Below are 18,107 nucleotides of genomic sequence, written 5' to 3'. Positions count from 1 at the left end.
CATTGGGACTCCGCCCGCCAGCCAGGGCCGGGCGGGGTGTTTGGCGTTAGCGGATAAACGCCTGTAAATCACTGTTTACTGTGTTGATCGCCACTTTGAAGTCGTTGGTGGTAATGGGTTGGCTGGCATTTTTCAGGGTTTCACCGAAGAGTTTACGCACCACTTTAGCCACCGTTTGGCCGTTCCTCGCATCGATCAGTTCGGCTTCGATATAGAGCTCGGTGTCCTGGTCGCGGTGGCCCGTGGCAGCACTCACGCTGCCGACGAGGGCAGCGACCGGGACGACTTCATACCAGTGCATGCCTTCGTTCGACGCCGTTACGCCGGTGATGGCGGCGCGGATGATCAGCGTGCGCGAACCCGCTGGCGCAGAGTGGGCGTTCGATACGATCGAGTATTTCTGACCCAGCACGTTTTTAGCGCTACGGGTCATGTATGCCTGCAGCTCTTGAAGGGTCTTGAGGTCGACCCTGTCGTCGGGCCGAGGTGCCGGGTAGAGTTCAAATTGCTTGAAAGCGACCGTGTCATAGGCGTCCGGGTTCCACGAAGGGGCGACCCAACGCAACGCCTTCTGGCCGCTGGTGGTGGTGACTTCTTGCAGGTTGTTGGAGTCGCTCAAGAAGTGGGAGTACTGCTCTTTCTGGGTGATTCTCGAGGTGCAACCGCCCAGCATCAAGCTACCCAATGCGACGCTTAGTAAAAGTTTATTGACCCTGTTCATCTGTTTCTCATTTTTTGCGTTTGGTTGTTCACTGGGCCCCTTGGCTAACGTGTTCGAAGTGTCTTCAGGGGCGGAGAGGGTGTGCCGCAGGTGCGCGGCTGTTCCCTTATCAATCGGTGCGCGATGTATCGTTACCCTGTACCTGGGTTTGCGGCTCGCCGTGGGCGGTCAGCCAGTTCAGCATGTCGGTCACCGACACCCGATGGCTGCTTTCCACCCATTGCACGTCGTCGTGGCTGTAATGCTCGACATAGCGGCTGAGGATTACTTCACGTCGGTCGTCCGACAGTTTCAGGCTGGTTTCGCGAACGTGCAGGGCGGCGTTGGCGTGTTTCGCGACCTGTTGCTCCAGTAGTAGTGACTGATATTCAGACGACATGGGTTGTGGCCTCTTCACTGGAAGGGTCGCTTGACGGATGAGGGCAGGGGCGCGCTTGAGCGAAGGCATGGCAAACAGTCTTGGCTGGAAAGGAATCAAATGTTGGCATTCGGTCCTTGCTTGAGAATGTCTGTTTTTTTACCGTGCCGACACTTTGTTACCGAGTTGAAATATATGACGAATCGCATCGAATGGTTTTAGATGTGAGGTCTTACAGAACTTAAGTGATACGCGCCGGTGAGCAGTCTTTTAATCGTGGACGATGACCTTGAGGTCCTTGCTCTGCTGAAGAAATTTTTTGTGCAACACGGCTATTCGGTGGAGGTCGCCACCGATGGCACTTCACTGTGGTCGGCCATGGAACGTCAGGCACCGGACCTGATCATTCTCGACCTGATGCTGCCGGGGGAAAACGGGTTGACGCTGTGCCAGCGCCTGCGCCAGCAATACACCACGCCGGTGATCATGCTGACCGCCATGAGCGAGCTGAGTGATCGGGTGGTGGGGCTGGAAATGGGGGCCGACGATTATCTCGGCAAACCCTTCGACGCTCGTGAACTGTTGGCTCGGGTGCGCGCGGTGTTGCGCCGAGCCGGGGAGAGCCGACCGTTGACCGGGCAGATGCCGCGTCCGCTGATCAAGTTCGCCGACTGGCAGCTGGACCTTACCCGACGGGAGCTCCGCTCGCCGGATCAGGTGATGATTCCGTTGTCGGCCGGGGAGTTTGATTTATTGCTGGTATTTGTCGAACACTCGCAGCGCATCCTTACCCGGGAACGGTTGCTGGACCTGGCGCGAGGTCGCAGCCATGAAGCATTCGACCGTAGCATCGACGTTCAGGTCAGCCGCTTGCGACGCAAGTTGGCGTTCGACAGCAAGCGCGTGGAGATGATTCGCACTGTGCGCAACGTCGGCTACCTGTTCACGCCCAGTGTGACCCGCCAATGAAGGGGAGTAAGGCCGGCCGGCATCTGCGCGCGCGCGATACGATAGCTCGCTGGATCGCTCTGACGACCATCGTCGCCATGCTTACTTCGCTGGGCTTCAACGCACTGTTTACCCAACTAGCGGGCGTCTGGGCGTATCCGCCGCTGACCGAGACCGGGTTGCTGGAGAAGGTTTCCTTGTTGAGCAAGCTGATCGAAGCTTCACACGTCGAGCAGCGCGAACACCTGGCCGCCGCAGCCAGTGACAGCAACTTGAACATCAGCTGGCACGCCAGCCGTGAAGAGCTGGAGGTGCCGACGGTCCCCGACGCAATCAGTCGTACCACCACACCTCAGGTGCAGCGCCTGTTCAACGCCCCTAAGCGCCGACTTGAAGCCTATCAACCCAGCGAATGGCCCCAGCAAAACGGCCACTACACCTTGCTGGTGCAGCTGATGGATGGTTCCTGGCTGATGTTCAGCCTCTCTTCGCGCAGCTGGGGGCTGGGGCAGTGGCAGCGTGACCTGATCTTGGTCGTACTGGTGCTGCTGTCCACCGGCCTCGTCACATTGATTGCCACCCGCCGCCTGGCCAGGCCTTTGCAACAATTCGCCCAAGGTGCCCGACGTTTTGGTGTCGACTTCCGCGCCCCGCCCATCGAACCGGTCGGCCCCCAGGAGATCCGCCAGGCAATCCTCGCGTTCAACGCCATGCAGGCTCAATTGCAACACTTCATCAACGACCGCACCCAGATGCTCGCCGCCATCTCCCACGACCTGCGCACCCCCCTGACCCGCATGCGCCTGCGCGGCGAATTCATCGAAGACCTCGAGCAACAGCAACGGCTTTTTCGCGACGTCGACGAGATGCAGGCCATGATTAACACCAGCCTGGAATTCTTTCGCGACGATGCCCGACTGGAACAGGCCACGCCGTTCGACCTGGCAGAACTGCTGCATACCCTCATCGACGACTACCGCGACCAGTCCATCGACATCACCTTCAGCGGTCCCCCCCACCTGGTCTTCTTTGGTCGCCCGCTGGGCCTCAAGCGCGTCATCACCAACCTGCTGGACAACGCGACCAAATACGCCTGCGACCCGGCCGTCGAACTGCGCGGGGACGATGAGCAGGTGACCATTCTCGTACTTGATCGCGGGCCGGGGATCCCCGTCGAAAACCATGAGCAGGTGTTTGCACCGTTCTTCCGGCTGGAAACCTCGCGCAATAAAAGCACCGGTGGTGTGGGGTTGGGGTTGTCGGCGGCAAGAGCGATCGTTTTGGAGCAAGGGGGGGCGTTGACCCTGAACACCCGCAAGACTGGAGGATTGGAGGTGAGGGTGGTGTTGCCGGTGTTGAAGGGGGAGGCGGTTGGGCAACGGAATAACTAATGATTCAGGTATCATCGAGTCGCGGCCTTCGCGAGCAGGCTCGCTCCCACAATTGACTGCCTTCCCCTGTGGGAGCGAGCCTGCTCGCGAAGAGGCCGGCACAATCACCGTAAATCCCAGCCAAAATAAACACACCGGATGGCATTCGCCGATACGAAAACAGTGTCAATCGTCATCGTGCCAAGAGGAAGTCCGACAATGCTTGAAGATCACTCTTCGCCGCTCCCCACTTCTCGTTCTTCGAATGCGGAGCGCACGGCTTCCACAACACGTTCCGCCCGGTGAGCGTCGTCCAGTTGCGGATACGCTTTCTTCAATTTGCCAGATACCTGCCAGCCATTTTCCTTGAGAGAGCGAATGATGCGGTTCGCGTCCTGATCCGGCATTTCCAGCACCTCTTTGAGTCGCTCCTGGGCGCGCTGGAAAATGACCAGCACACGGGCCTCATCGGCCATCTCGGTACGGACCGTATGCGCCACGACCTGTGCCGTGTACAGGACGTGTTCGGTCAAATCGGGATAGCGCCATGCAAATTGCGCGTCGTCATAGTCATCGAAGACCAGGTTGCTCGAGGTGCCGTCCTCGTAGACGACGAGTTCGCCAAACCGATAGGACGCTGCGTAGCGTTGCATGAATGGCCGCGAAAACACCTCCAGCGTACGATCGTAGCGCGCCCGGAAATCGATCGAACTCGTGATGGTGGCCGACACCGGCAGGATCACGCCATCAGGCAATGCCTTATCGCGGATCAGAGTGTCGTTGATCAGGAAGCGATGGATCCGACCATTGCCGTCCCGCATGGGGTGGATATACACAAAGGCGAAGGCGATTGCAGCTGCCCGGGCCAGTGGCTCGGCGCCCCGTGTTGCCAGCTCGAATGCTTTCAGGCCATCGAGCAGTTGCGTTAGCACCTCAAATTGCGGTGCAATGTAGTGCACGATGTCCTCGCGCATGGTCGCCTGTCCTACGAAGACCGGCGAGTGCCGCAGGCCCAGTCCGAAGGACTCATGACCCAAAATACCGGCTTGCAACGTGTGCAGGCTATCGTTGCTCAACGGATCCTTGATATGGCCACAGTACTTGGCGATCACGTGGGCAAACCGCTGGATCCTGTCGGCTTGGTCTGCCTCTTTCTCGATCAGAAAGCTCGCACGCGACTCCTTGAACGTCAGCCAACTGGCCGTGCGCATCAGAATGTCGGCGCCAAAGGTTTGGTTCAGCTCGCGCAGTGCTGCATCCAGGTCAAATTGCAGCGCTTGCTGTACGGAATCGGTACGGCGGATCAGGGGGCAGAACTCCGGCACGCCGGGCAGATTATCGTTGATGCGCCAGCGCCGTATTCGCAGTGGCTCAACGCGGGTCAGGTACTGCTGCGATGAAACGGCATCGACATAGCCGCCATTGGTCACATCTGGCACATCCAGATGCTGTCCCGTTAGCCACTCGTAAAGGAATCCGGTGCGGCGCGCATATTGGCCAAAGGGCGCTTGCCGGCACCAGGCTTCGATGGACTCTGGGCCAGCAGCCGCAAACAGACGGGCGAAAAACTCGAGGTGAATTTCTTCGTACTTGAGCCCAAACTCGAAATGCCCCGCGAAATTGTCCACCGGCTGGTAGCTGGCGGGATACTTGTTCTCGACATGTCCGTTGCTCTCGCGGCTCATCCGTGTCGTACCGATCACCGATTCGACACGTAGGGGTTGTGCAAGCGCGATAGCGTAGCGATCGGCGAGTGCCTTGAAGCCAACTTGCATTGTCGAATCCCCTAACGAGAGCAAAAAAATGATAACCAGAAGGGGATAGTACGCGAAAATAATAATTCGATGGACGCGAAAACGCTAACGCTCACTAAAATTTGATAACGATTCAGCTACTCTCGCCGAAAACGATAAGGGCTGGGATACCCCCGTTGGACACTTGTCCTGGAGCCAGTGCCATGGAAGCCCATGGTGGGGTGCTGGGTCTGCAACTGTCGAGCAGGACGGGGGCAAGGTTGGGCCAACGCCTGTGGGTACGCGTTCACCAAGTCCGCAGCGACTTGGTGAACGCGCCTCGATGGGCGAAAGCGTACAGACTAGGCTTGCCTTGCCGCCCAGAGTCGGCACATTCAAAGACTCTCAGGATCCCCAAAGAACATCTGAATCCGCGATCGCAACCAACGCTCACCCGGGTCGTTATCTTGCGATCCCCGCCAGGCCATGTGCAGTTCAAAACTGCGCACCGGCAACGGCGGATCTTCAGCCCGCACCCCGCCAGCGGCTGTCAGTGCTTCGGCCGTGTAGTCTGGCACGGTCGCCACAATATCAGTGCCGCTGATCAGCGTGCTCAGGCCATTAAACTGCGGCACCGCAAGCACCACATGACGTTTGCGTCCGAGTTTTTCCAGCTCTTCATCGATAAAGCCGCTCAGGTCGCCCGCGAATGACACCAGCGCGTGAGGCCGTGCGCAGAAGTCATCCAGGCTCAATGGACCGGGGACGGTGTCGGCGCGCAACAGCTTCGGCGAGCTACGCCGTAGCACCTTGCGCTTGGCGTTGGCCGGCAGGTCGGCGGTGTAGCTGACGCCGATGGAAATCTCGCCCGAGGCCAGCAGGTTCGGCATCAGGATGTAGTTGGCCCGACGCACCACCAGCACGATCCCCGGCGATTCGGCACGCAGGCGCTTGAGCAGCATCGGCAGCAGGGCGAATTCGACGTCGTCCGAAAGGCCAATGCGGAATACCGCAGTGCTGGTGGCGGGATCGAATTCCGCCGCACGGCTGACCGCGGTGGAAATCGAATCCAGTGCAGGGGAGAGCAGGGCGAAGATTTCCACCGCCCGGGCGGACGGCTCCATGCTGCGACCGGTGCGCACGAACAACGGATCATCAAACAACCCACGCAGGCGTGAGAGCGCCGCACTGATGGCCGGCTGGCCGAGGAACAGTTTCTCCGCCGCGCGGGTCACGCTGCGTTCGTGCATCAATGTTTCGAATACGATCAACAGGTTCAGGTCGACACGACGCAGGTCATTACGATTCATCTGGAGTCCTGGCAGAGTCAGCAAGCTTGACGTGAGCGGCCGTATAAGAACAATGGCCGGCATGAATCTTACGGGGAAAGGCTGGTACTCTGCACCGAGTAATTCAGTTTTCCTGAAAAGGCTGCTTCGGCTTTTAGGGCATTTGACGATGTCGCCGGTGCTACGGAATCAATGACAGGCATGTCGACTATTAATAGCCACTGATGGTCTTGGGTAGAAAGCCCAGATAGAGTTCATGGCATTAGAGGTTACTTTGACGAGGTTTGCGATGTCCCGCACGATCCGTTTTCACAAGTTTGGTCCAGCCGAGGTGCTCAAATGCGAAGAGCATCCAGCCGCTCTGCCTGCGCCGGGCGAAGTGCAGGTGCGCGTCGAGGCGATTGGCATCAGCTGGTACGACACTCTTTGGCGTCAGAACCTGGCCTCGTCCCATGCTCGTCTACCGGCAGGCCTCGGCCAGGAAATGTCCGGCATCGTCACCGCGGTCGGTGAGGGCGTCGATGATCTGGCAGTCGGTGACAAGGTCGCCAGCTTCCCGGCCCAAAGCGCGAACGACTATCCGGTCTATGGCGAGCAGATCGTTATGCCTCGCCTGTCACTGACCCGTTACCCGGACGTGCTCAGCCCGATTCAAGCCAGCGTGCATTACACGCCACTGTTGGTCGCCTATTTCGCCTACGTCGATCTGGCGCGGGTCAAACCCGGGCAATTTGCCTTGGTGACCGACGCCAGTCACTGCGCCGGACCTTCGTTCGTACAACTGGGCAAGGCCTTGGGTGTGCGAGTGATCGCTGCGACCAAGACGGCCGAAGAACGCGAATACCTGCTGTCCCTGGGTGCCGAGAAAGTGATCGTCACCGAAGAAGAAGATCTGCTCATGCGGATCAACAAAATCACCGACAACCGCGGTGTCGATGTGGTGTTCGATGGCCTGGGTGGCCCGCAGATGTCACTGCTCGGCGACGTGCTTGCGCCTCGCGGCAGCCTGGTGTTGTACGGCCTGCAAGGTGGCAACCAGACGCCATTCCCGGCCTGCGCAGCGTTCCAGAAGAACATCCAGTTCTTCGTGCACTGTATCGGTAACTTCACCGGTAAGCCGGAACTGGGCATCATCCAGGACCAGGTTGCACTGCAACGTGCCTTGCGTGATATCAACCAGCTGACCGCCGATGGCGTGCTGCTGCCGCTCAAAACCAAGGTGTTCCCGTTTGCCGAGTTCGTCGAAGCACACCGCTACATGGACGAGTGCCCATGCCGCGAACGGGTCGCCCTCCAGGTCGAACCTGCGTAATCCCCCCCTCAGCAAAAGTCCGTGCCCCCCACGGACTTTTTTGCAGCCGCTTCCCGACATGAGACTGCCCATTGACCCGTCGATGGGGCCGTTCAGCAACTGAACTGGTTTTTGCTCTCGATCTGTATCTTCTAATCAGTTTGTAAGCCTTGATAATTGAATGATTACTTTCATCTCAAGGAATGAGTCATGGCTGGGTATCAGGCCGATACTTTTCAATGCATACCGTTGATATATGTCCGGCAAATAGTTTGTTGTTGTCCAGTTCCCAAAAAACAATGGGCGACTTATTTCTTTATTTCTTGTGCTAAATGTCTGTGGGACGCTGTCGGACATTTCCTAGGACATCCCGCACGGGCGCGAGACGCCGGCGTTGCGCGCCTTTGCGTCGCTCCATCTCTGGTGGGGATGCGGGTGGCGTCCGAACATTTCAAATAATTACTAAAAACTTAAGTGTTAGCATTTGGCAAATAAAGTCCAGTGCTTTAAGCGCGTCAGGCTGCCCGAGCGGGGTGGCTGTCGTTGTTTGCGCGATATCGAACTTACGAGCATCAGGTAAATAAAAATGACCAATATTCATGATCAAGCGATGAACTATGTCTATCAGCAAGTACTGCAACGATTGCTGAGTTTTTTCTCCAGGGCAGAACGCACCGCGTTGCAGTTGATGATTCAGCGGCTGGTGGTGGCCGCCGGGGGCATGGAGCGCATTGGCGAATACAAAGTGCTGGCCATTCAATCCGGGTCACGTGACAGTTGCTACACGCTTGCGCTGCTGCGTGCTGCACAGCTGAGCATCGCCGGGCGGGCGCCCGCCACGTTCCAGTTGCGTGTAGCGTCCTTGTGCCTGAACGGCACAAGCCCTAAGGCCCGGGAGAACATCCATCGCAGCTATAGCGCTCTGTTCCTCTACGACGATCCGCGGGTCGACGTGTTGATGGTCGATAATCGGGAGGTGCTGCCGTTCAATCATCTGGCGCCGATCTCGAGTGCCGGTCGCGAGTCCAACCGGTTAAACCTGCTGATGGTGGGGCACCGTCGAGTCTGGGACGGGCCGCTTGATCTGTGGGACGACGGGTATCTGGCCACCGGCGAGTTCTACGGGCAAATCGCCCGCTGGGACGGCGGTGTCGACGCGTTGATCAGTGGCGATACGCCGCGCCAGCAGAAGCAGTTTATTGATGGTTTGAAACGCGCTGCGGCCAAGGCCGGATTAATGACCCCGAACCACAACGAAACGGGGTACGAGGTGCTGTTCGCACTGCTTGATGAGTTGGGCTGCGACAGCTACCGCGCGTTTTACACCGGGCATGAGCAGGCGGCATGGCGTCCGGCCGACCAGTTTGAAGCCTGCCGCCGCACCACGTTCATCGACCTTCACGACATGTTGGTCAGCAACGTGGAAGAGCGCTGGCCGCTGCTCACCGAGTTTCTCGGTTTTCAACCGGATGAACTGACGGCTCAGCTTCGCGACAACGAGTTTGTCAGCCTCTCCATTTGCGCACACCTTCGAGGTTTGCAGGCGTGCTTCGCGCAAGGGCGGAGCTATGAAGCCGGAGTCGCCGAATACCTGCAGCGGGCATTGGTGATGATGCGTCGCAAACGACTTCCGGAGCGTTTGTGCGAGCAAGCGGTGAAAGTGTTTGGCAACCCGGCGACGCAGGCCGATCAGCGTGCACTGGCAACGGCTGAGGTGCAGAAGTATTTAGGTTTGAGTGAGGTTCAACTGGTGTGTCTGCTCTTTTCACCTTTTGTCGAGAAGGGCGCAACGCTGGAGCGTTTTCTGCGCCACTGCCACCCCGGCATGCTCGTGGCGATGCCTGAATTGCATCGGGCAATGCAGGGTAATCCGGTGCCGGAGCAGATTCTGCAATGGATGGTCGATGTCAGCGGATTGCCTGTCAGTTTGATCGGCACGCTTTATCGCATGGGCCCGGTGGCCGCGGATGAGGGTTGCGTGGCGGATACGCAAGAGGCTGACGCACAGGCACCCGATGATCACGATGACGCCGCCATAGCGGGTGAATGGTCAGCGGGACATTGACGGTGCCGGATTCGATGAACGCTGCATTCGGCCACTGCCCATGAAAGGGCCTCGAGAAACCGACTTTGCGTATCAGGCGGTGTATCGATACCTGACGCAGTTGATCGGTGAGCCCGCCAGCGAAGACCGGGTCCGCTTGCCATCGCTGCGGCAGTTGGCGGAACGCCTGGGCGTGTCGATTTCGACCATTCAATACGCCTATTCGCTGCTGGAAAAAGAAGGGCGCGTGTATTCGGTTGCCAAGTCCGGCTACTACGCCTTTCCGGTGTCCTCTCTCAATACACTCAGCAGCGGTAATGACCTGCTCGAAACCGTCTACGTCAACGCCCGGCGTCCTGGCATGCTGGTGTTGAGCGCCGATGAGCCGGCGTTGTTGCAACCCCTCGACAGTCCGTTGTTGCTGCTTGAGAGGGAACTGTTGCGCCAGTATCCGCGCCAACCGCAACCGACGTCGCAACCCTGTGGCGAACTGGAACTGCGTGCCGCACTGGCGGTACGCTACACCACGTCGCCAGTGCGCTGCTGGCATGCCGACGATGTCTACATCGGCGCAGACCTTCGCGGCGTGCTGGAAATACTGATCGCGGTGTTGTGCCTCAAAGACGCGACAATGGTGGTGGAATCGCCGTGCGACTGGGCGATTCTGCGTTTACTCCAGGCCGCGGGCGTCAGGGTGCTCGAGCTGCCGGTAGAAGCCAACGACGGCCTGGACCTTGGACGGCTTAAGGAACTGCTGGAGTCAGAGCCGGTGCGACTGGTGATGCTGTCCTCCGGGGTGAACATGCCGCGCGGTAGCCTGGCGCCCGATGACAACCGGCAATCCGTCGCGCAGTTGCTGGAGCGACATGGCAGTTGGGTGTTGGAGAACGACTGTTACGGGGAGCTCGGATTCGAACCCGACAATCTGCGCTTTCGTGACCTGCTGAACCCCGATCGGCTGTTGGTGTTTTCCACCTTCGAAAAAGTCATCGGGCCCGAGGCACCTTACGGGTATTTGCTCTCGCGGCATCTGCGCGCGGAATTGCAGCGACACTTCCTGCTGCGGTCATTCCGCCTGTCACCCATTCGCCAGAAAGCCATTGCTCGTCTCTATAGCAGCGGACGTATCGACCAGCACCTTCAGGTGTTGCGACGGTTGCTCAAGGATCGCAAGGTGCAGATGACTCAGTTGCTGCAGGAGCGTTTGGGCGATGCCCTGCATGTCGTCGAGCCTCAGGGCGGCGCAACGATCTGGGTGCGTTCACTGCGCCAGGTTGATGTGCGTCGAGTGTTCCAGCGCCTGCTCAAGCATCAGGTGGTGATCGCGCCGGGAGAACTGTTCAGTCTTCAAGGGCTGCACACACAACATTTGCGCCTGAGTCATACCTTCGCCGGCGATCATGACCTGGGTGCCGCACTGGGCCTTTTGGGGACTGCCTTGCGTCTGGAATCGATCGATTGAGTCCACCCAAAAACATCTGCGACACAGGTGGATCGATCCCATCGCGTTACGGTCAAACTGCCAGTAAACTGCGTTCCTATTCCTGAACCACTCTCTCAGAGGTTTTGCATGACACTCAGTCCTTTTGCGGGCAAACCGGCACCGGCAGAATTGTTGGTCGACATCCCGCGACTGGTAACGGCCTATTACACCGGCCAGCCCGATGCCGCCGTCTCCACCCAGCGCGTAGCCTTTGGTACGTCCGGGCACCGGGGTAGCTCGTTCGACTTGAGTTTCAACGAATGGCACGTTCTGGCCATCAGCCAGGCGATCTGTCTGTATCGCGAAGCCCAAGGTGTCGACGGCCCGTTGTTCGTCGGCATTGACACCCACGCACTGTCCACCCCGGCAGGTGCCAGCGCCCTGGAAGTGCTGGCGGCCAATGGCGTGACGGTGATGATCGCCGAAGGCGACGAATACACGCCGACGCCCGCTATTTCCCACGCGATTCTTTGCTATAACCGCGGTCGTACGTCGGGCCTGGCAGACGGCATCGTCATCACGCCGTCCCACAACCCGCCGCAAAGCGGTGGCTACAAATACAACCCCACCAATGGCGGGCCAGCCGATACCCACATCACCAAGTGGATCGAGGCAAAAGCCAATGAACTGCTCGCCAACAAGCTCGTCGGCGTCAAGCGCATCAGCTATGAGCAAGCCTTGAAGGCCAGTACGACCCATCGTCACGACTACCTCAACACCTATGTCGCCGACCTGGTCAACGTGATCGATTTCGATGCCATTCGCGATGCGAAGCTGCGACTGGGTGTCGATCCGCTGGGCGGAGCAGGGGTGCGCTACTGGTCGGCGATCGCCGAGCATTACAAACTGGATCTGGACGTGGTGAACACACAGGTCGATCCAACCTTCCGCTTCATGACCGTCGACTGGGATGGTCAGATCCGCATGGACCCTTCGTCCACTTACGCCATGCAAGGCCTGATCGGACTCAAAGAGCGCTTCGATGTGGCGTTCGCCTGCGACCCCGACCACGATCGCCATGGCATCGTGACGCCGTCCGGTGGCTTGCTGGCGCCGAACAACTACCTCGCGGTGTCGATCGACTACCTGTTCCAGAACCGCCCGCTATGGCGCGCCGATGCGGCCGTGGGCAAAACCGTTGTCAGCAGCGGCTTGATTGATCGCGTTGCAAAACGTTTGGGTCGTCGCCTGTACGAAGTACCGGTCGGCTTCAAATGGTTTGCGGATGGCCTGTTCGACGGCTCGCTGGGCTTTGGCGGCGAAGAAAGCGCCGGTGCCTCGTTCCTGCGCAAGGATGGCAGCGTCTGGTGCACCGACAAGGATGGCTTGATTCCGGCACTGCTGGCAGCAGAAATGACTGCCCGCACAGGTCGTGATCCAAGCCAGGCCTATCGCGCGCTGACGGATGAGCTGGGCGAACCGTTTTCGGTACGGGTCGATGCCAAGGCCAATCCTCAGCAGAAAGCACTGTTGAGCAAGTTGTCGCCGGATCAGGTCACCTCGACCCAGCTGGCTGGCGAAGCGATCCAAAGCATCCTCAGCAACGCACCGGGTAACGACCAGGCCATCGGCGGTTTGAAAGTCATGACTGAAAATGGCTGGTTCGCAGCGCGTCCGTCGGGCACTGAGGACATCTACAAGATCTACGCCGAGAGCTTTGTGAGTGACGAGCACCTTAAGCAGTTGGTGGCGGAAGCCCAGACGTTGGTGGATGGCGCTATTTCTGCGAAGTGATTGAGGGCCCCATCGCGAGCAGGCTCGCTCCCACAATGGTTTGCGCAAAACTCTGTGGGAGCGAGCCTGCTCGCGAAGGCGTCGGAACAGTCAAAAAAAGGGGCGACCATCACGGTCGCCCCTTTTTTTGTCCCGCGTTTATCCAATCAAGCCAGGTCCACCAGGACAATTTCACTGTCCTCGATGGCGGTCACCCGCAACACCCGCTCATCGGCAACCGCAACACCATCTCGAGCTTGTGCACGCAAGCCATTGACTTCAATGACACCGGTAGCCGGCACCAGGTAGGCACGACGCCCACCGTCCAGATGATACTCGGCGGTTTCGCCGGCCTTGAGGTTCGCCGCTACCAGTCGCGCATCGGCACGAATCCGCAGGCTTTGGTCGTCACCCGCCTTGCCGCTGGCCAGCGTCACGAAACCCTCGCGCTGGCCTTTCGGGAAAGGCTTCGCGCCCCAGGAGGGTGCCAGACCCGTTTCGTTCGGAATGATCCAGATCTGAAAAATCCTGGTTTCGGTGGCTTCCAGGTTGTACTCGCTGTGGGCGATCCCGGTACCGGCACTCATGACCTGAACGTCGCCCGCTTCAGTACGGCCCTTGTTGCCCAGGTTATCTTCATGGGTGATCGCGCCTTCACGGACGTAGGTAATGATCTCCATGTCCCGGTGCGGGTGTTTCGGGAAGCCGGTGCCGGAGGCAATCACGTCGTCGTTCCACACCCGCAGGTTGCCCCAATTCATCCGTTTTGGGTCATGGTACTCAGCGAACGAAAAGTGGTGATGAGCATCCAACCAGCCATGGTTGGCGCCGCCCAGGGAGTTGAAAGGTCTGAGTTCGAGCATGATCGTCTCCTGAAAAGAGGGGTTGATGGCGAGTATCATCCATCAAGAACTAATCGATAAAAAGCGTAAAAAATGCCTCAATACAATCGATAAATTTGATATTGGTTTACCTCGAAATGTTGTCATCCGACCTTCACTTCATCGCATAAGCCAATGAGCTGTAAGCATTTCACTAGAACTCGGCGGCAAATGCAGACACCATAGCCCCCAACAGCCTCACACCCTGGAGACAGTCCGCGTGCCGCAACACACCCCCGATCTTCCTCCTGAACTTCGCCCCCTGGCTGAGATGCCACTGCTCAAGCGTCTGGCCGCCCGGTTCTTTGGCCACGGCCTGACCCGCCTGCGCGCACAGCACCGTGCGTCCTGGCTGCACGGCCAGGCCGACGGCTTCCGCAGTGGTCACAGCGCCGGCGTGGATTACGGCTATAAAGAAGGCAAACTCGAGGGTTTGGAGGAAGGCCGGCAGGTCTTGCTGATACGCGACTCGCGTTCCACCGAGCACCGGCCGCCCCAGGTCGATGAAAACCTGTTCGATGACTGGCGCCTGCCCTTGAGCGCAGAGCTGAAAAAACGCATGAAGGCCGATGTTGCCCGACTGCTTGCGCCACACGCCCAGCCCAGCGCCGCTCAGTGGAAAATGATCTTCAGCGATACCCCTTCAACGTCCGTGATCGCCGGTGCCGGTGCGGGCAAGTCAACCACGTTGGTCCTGCGCATTCTGCTGCTCACTCAATATTTGGGCTACGAACTGAGTTCGATGACGGTAGTGACGTTTACCCGCGAGTCGCGCAAGGACTTCATTAATAAGCTGGTCGAGTTGTTTGCCCTCTGGGGGCGGACGCTCAGTGTCAAAGAGGCGCGGGAACTGGTTCGCACCTTTCATTCGCGAATTTTGCCGATGGTTCGCAGCCTGCCAGGCTTTGAGCGGCTGCAAGCCTTCGAAAACCTGAGTCTGCGCCCACAACAAGGTGATGAGGAAGTCGACAGTAATCCCTTTGACCTGCGAATCAACGACGCCCAGCGCCAACAGCTCAACGCCTGCTACCACAACCTGCACACCCGCGATGAGCGTTTCCGCGAGGTGATCAAGCCTTTGTCGCGGCATGCCTTGCAGCTCAAGGAGTTGGAGCGCGATCATCCGGATGTGCAAAAGCGCATGGCCGTCACCGAACTGGCCGCCAAGCGCGACGAAGAGCTTTGCGACGCCATTGAAGACCTGTGGTTTCGTGCCAATGCCTGGCCGATCAAGGGCATTGAGCCGAATCGCCAGTCGTTCGACATTAACGGCTCGAAGTTTCAGTGCCATGGCTACATCCCGAGTCTGGACGCCTGGGTCGTGTTGGGGTTCGATCCTCGGGAAAATCCACAGCTCAGTCGTCCGAACGCAAAGCTGACCCTGCGGGCAGAATGGGCTGTAAAGCGCACCTTGTTTCAAGCTTTCTGTCGTAAGCCATTGATATGGCTTGATAGTTACGAATCATCAAGACGGGTGCTGGCCTCGATTGCTGGCGATGCCAGCGCCGGGCCGGGCTTTGATTACAAGGTCAAGGGCGAACTCGGTTCTGCGCCATTGCTCGACTGTTTTGTCGCCGCAGCCGGTTTTATCGAGAACCTGGGGCTCGATGTACCGAACGCCGTGAGTCAAATGATTTTTGCCAAGGACGATCCTGATCGATTTTTCTTCGAGGCCTTGAGCCTGTTCTGGCGGGCGCTGGAAGATCATCTGCTGGATCAGAAGCCCCCGGTCATGACTTACAACCGGATGTTTGCCTTGTTCAGCGAGCATTCGCCGGAAAATCTGAAGTTGCTGAGCGATGAGCTGCTCAGGCCGATGTCGCACCTGATGATCGATGAATTTCAGGACGTATCGCCACAAATCGTTTCCTGGATTCGAGCCAGTCTGGGCGAGATCCGCAGTCGGGGACCGGCGATGCACGTGGGGCGCGGTGCCCAACGTTCGTCATTGCTCTGCGTGGGCGATGACTGGCAGTCGATCTACGGATGGCGCGGTAGCTCACCGACGTACTTCATGGAGTTCAACAAGGAATTCCCATCACCCAGCACCACCAAAGTCATGCTCAGCGACAACTATCGAAGCCACCAGCACATTATCGATGCCGCCGAACACATCGTTCGCGCGGCACCCGCGATCGCCGGCAAGAAGGCCAAGGCGGGCGGCGAGCCCAAGGCTTTACTGCCGGTGAACGTGCATGATCGGGATGACCAGGGCATGGCCCAGCGTTTGATCGAACACTATAGAAAGGGCGATTCGATCTTGATGCTTTATCGAAAAAGCAGCGATAAGATATTGATAGAAGAGCATATTAAGGCTGTAGTTAATGTGGATTCTAGCTTGCCCTACGAAACGCGAAGGCTCAAACAACTGACCTATCACAGCGCCAAGGGCCTTCAGGCTGACGCAGTGTTCCTGCTGGGAGATTGCCAGCATCTCACCAGTTCGCCTTACAAAAATCAGGTTTACCGTATGGCGGGTTTGGGCAAGGTCGGCGATAGCGAGGCTTACGACAATGCTCAGAAAGACGAGATCCTGCGACTGGCTTACGTTGGCATCACTCGGGCAGTGAGTCATTGCTACTGGTATGTCGATGCTCAGGACACCCAGGCGGTGAATATGCCGAAAGCTTCTGACCGGATTGGCAAGGGCAAGGCGTTCTTTGCTGATCATCGAGAAGGCAAGACGCTGGCGTAAATCGCAGCCTCTGTAGGAGCGAGCTTGCTCGCGAAGGATGTTAACGATAACGCGTTCTTCCAGAATAAACGCGTTGCTCTCAAGTCCTTCGCGAGCAAGCTCGCTCCTACAAGGGGTACGCAATTCCCATGTAGGAGCTGCCGCAGGCTGCGATCTTTTGATTTTGAGAACAACAAAAAGCCCACGCTATGTGGGCTTTTATAGTTTTGCCTGAAGCGTCAGGCATAACTCCTAAGGGCAAATGGCGGAATGAACGCTTCAAGCTCATCCTCCACCGCTTCAATTATTAGTTCCACATCTGCGGCATTCATGACAGGTGCGCAGGGAATACCGGCAATGGCGATCATGGTCTCGCCCGTGGCACGGTCAAAAAGACGGGCGATCATACTGCCCGGCGCATCCATGCTCGCCTCGAAACCCATGGGATGAAAATGCCAGCGCATCAGCTGGCAGGCGTTTGGAAAAGTGACCTTGCTAAACCCTTTATTCATATATTGCCCGCCTTCTTCATCGAGCGCTTCCATTAGCTCATGTAGGAGGGAAGAGCCTTCAATGGCTCAACCGATGTCTGCCATTAAAAGTAGCATCCAGATGTGAAAACAATGTGGAATTTTCAGTCCGTTTAGCGATTGCTGGCGCTTTTTTGATGCGGGTCAATGAAAGCCGGGCTTTCAGGGAAAAGTGAGTATTGATTAGCCATTGAAGCCACAGCCGTTCTTCGGCAAGCTCGGCCTTTTTCTCGCCGAGTCTTTTATGCACGCCGATTTTGATGGTCCGCAGCAAACGCACACTACCGGCGAGACGGTCATGCGTTATCACCTGTGCTGGAAACACCGGGACCTGGACGGCGTCATGGCGCTGTATCACCCGGACATTCAATACAATGACTTTTTCCAGAACCGAGTAATGGGGCTGGACGAGTTACGCGAGTATGTACGCAGCAGCATGCCTCGCAACCCCGACGAAGCGCTGGAACATTCGGACCGCATTCGCCTCGACGGTAATACCGCGTTCATCCAGTACCAAATGACCTTGCGCGGCGGCGAAGGGCTGGTGTCTTTCCGCTCCAGTGAGGCCATTACGGTACGCGACGGGTTGATCTGGCGTGTTAACGAATACGCCTCGCTGGTGCGTGAACAGCCCTCAAGCAGCGCAGCCGCAAACTCGCGCCCGGCTGTCAGTCGGCTCGGGTTGTCGCCACGCCAGTTGAGTTTCATGGCAGAAGACCTGCAACAGTACTTCCAGCATCAGCAACCTTATCTCGACCCTGAGCTTGACCTGCAGCGGGTGGCGAAGGAGTGCGGGTACAGCCGCAATCAAATCTCCTATCTGCTGAATCAAGTGCTCGGCCAAAGCTTCTATCGTTACGTCAACCAGGCGCGGTTGCAGCATCTGCTTGCGGCGCTGGATGGCGCCACACCGCGGCTGCGTATCGACGATCTGGCCTTTGCCGCCGGGTTCAATTCATTGTCGGCGTTCTACAGCTGTTTCCGTCAGCACACCGGGCTCTCGCCCAAGGCCTACGTCAAACAAATTTCTTTGCGTGCACGCGCGCAAGACAGCCTTTAAGCCCACGCACTA

The 18,107-nt window shown here is 58.1% G+C and carries 14 protein-coding genes; 8 read left to right on the top strand and 6 right to left on the bottom strand.

All coding sequences use genetic code 11. From position 1 onward, the window contains the following. Positions 1-46 precede the first annotated feature (46 nt). Both JFU37_RS30040 and JFU37_RS30035 read right to left on the bottom strand, forming a co-directional pair. A complete protein-coding gene (locus JFU37_RS30040) occupies positions 47-721 on the bottom strand; it encodes a DUF3313 domain-containing protein (protein WP_201120792.1) in 675 nt (224 codons plus the stop codon). Between the two features lie 109 nt (positions 722-830). Further along, positions 831-1,100 carry a hypothetical protein gene (locus JFU37_RS30035; protein ID WP_201120791.1) on the bottom strand — a complete coding sequence of 90 codons (270 nt, stop codon included), beginning with the start codon at positions 1,098-1,100 and terminating at the stop codon, positions 831-833. 237 nt (positions 1,101-1,337) lie between these two features. On the opposite strand from JFU37_RS30035, the gene JFU37_RS30030 reads away from it, so the two are divergent. Further along, on the top strand, positions 1,338-2,048 hold the full coding sequence (locus tag JFU37_RS30030) for a response regulator (protein WP_201120789.1): 711 nt from the start codon (positions 1,338-1,340) through the stop codon (positions 2,046-2,048). Then, the gene (locus tag JFU37_RS30025) at positions 2,045-3,418 is read left to right on the top strand and encodes an ATP-binding protein (protein WP_201120786.1); all 1,374 of its coding nucleotides are present in this window, start codon (positions 2,045-2,047) and stop codon (positions 3,416-3,418) included. Before JFU37_RS30030 ends, JFU37_RS30025 begins: the two co-directional genes overlap by 4 nt. A gap of 209 nt (positions 3,419-3,627) precedes the next feature. Here the strand turns inward: JFU37_RS30025 and JFU37_RS30020 are convergent, their stop codons facing one another. Then, entirely contained in the window at positions 3,628-5,172 is a 1,545-nt protein-coding gene (locus JFU37_RS30020) for a Fic family protein (protein WP_201120783.1), read from the bottom strand. Between the two features lie 353 nt (positions 5,173-5,525). Continuing rightward, positions 5,526-6,440, bottom strand: coding sequence for a LysR family transcriptional regulator (locus tag JFU37_RS30015; protein WP_242485868.1), 915 nt, complete (start codon positions 6,438-6,440; stop codon positions 5,526-5,528). 268 nt (positions 6,441-6,708) lie between these two features. On the opposite strand from JFU37_RS30015, the gene JFU37_RS30010 reads away from it, so the two are divergent. The 4 genes from JFU37_RS30010 (at position 6,709) to pgm (ending at position 12,971) form a co-directional block, all read left to right on the top strand. After that, the gene (locus tag JFU37_RS30010; RefSeq protein ID WP_201120776.1) at positions 6,709-7,731 is read left to right on the top strand and encodes a zinc-dependent alcohol dehydrogenase family protein; all 1,023 of its coding nucleotides are present in this window, start codon (positions 6,709-6,711) and stop codon (positions 7,729-7,731) included. 565 nt (positions 7,732-8,296) lie between these two features. Continuing rightward, on the top strand, positions 8,297-9,775 hold the full coding sequence (locus JFU37_RS30005) for a hypothetical protein (protein WP_201120771.1): 1,479 nt from the start codon (positions 8,297-8,299) through the stop codon (positions 9,773-9,775). Positions 9,776-9,815: 40 nt separating this feature from the next. Further along, complete coding sequence (locus tag JFU37_RS30000) at positions 9,816-11,216, top strand: aminotransferase-like domain-containing protein (RefSeq protein WP_201120769.1); 1,401 nt, start codon at positions 9,816-9,818, stop codon at positions 11,214-11,216. Positions 11,217-11,324: 108 nt separating this feature from the next. Then, positions 11,325-12,971: a phosphoglucomutase (alpha-D-glucose-1,6-bisphosphate-dependent) gene (gene pgm, locus JFU37_RS29995; protein ID WP_201120767.1), complete on the top strand. Its 1,647-nt coding sequence runs from the start codon at positions 11,325-11,327 to the stop codon at positions 12,969-12,971. Positions 12,972-13,117: 146 nt separating this feature from the next. On the opposite strand, the gene JFU37_RS29990 is transcribed toward pgm, so the two are convergent. Beyond that, positions 13,118-13,813 carry a pirin family protein gene (locus JFU37_RS29990; protein WP_201120765.1) on the bottom strand — a complete coding sequence of 232 codons (696 nt, stop codon included), beginning with the start codon at positions 13,811-13,813 and terminating at the stop codon, positions 13,118-13,120. Between the two features lie 238 nt (positions 13,814-14,051). Between JFU37_RS29990 and JFU37_RS29985 the strand changes: the two genes are divergently transcribed. Next, positions 14,052-16,526: a UvrD-helicase domain-containing protein gene (locus JFU37_RS29985; RefSeq protein ID WP_201120758.1), complete on the top strand. Its 2,475-nt coding sequence runs from the start codon at positions 14,052-14,054 to the stop codon at positions 16,524-16,526. Between the two features lie 218 nt (positions 16,527-16,744). Here the strand turns inward: JFU37_RS29985 and JFU37_RS29980 are convergent, their stop codons facing one another. After that, complete coding sequence (locus tag JFU37_RS29980; RefSeq protein ID WP_201120937.1) at positions 16,745-17,017, bottom strand: DUF1652 domain-containing protein; 273 nt, start codon at positions 17,015-17,017, stop codon at positions 16,745-16,747. 262 nt (positions 17,018-17,279) lie between these two features. Between JFU37_RS29980 and JFU37_RS29975 the strand changes: the two genes are divergently transcribed. Next, the gene (locus JFU37_RS29975; protein ID WP_201120756.1) at positions 17,280-18,095 is read left to right on the top strand and encodes a helix-turn-helix domain-containing protein; all 816 of its coding nucleotides are present in this window, start codon (positions 17,280-17,282) and stop codon (positions 18,093-18,095) included. The last annotated feature ends 12 nt before the right edge of the window (positions 18,096-18,107 follow it).

The organism is Pseudomonas sp. TH41 (assembly GCF_016650695.1).
Taxonomy (GTDB): Bacteria; Pseudomonadota; Gammaproteobacteria; order Pseudomonadales; family Pseudomonadaceae; genus Aquipseudomonas.
Note: the sequence above shows the minus strand (reverse complement) of the source record. Positions and strands in the feature narration are given on the sequence as shown.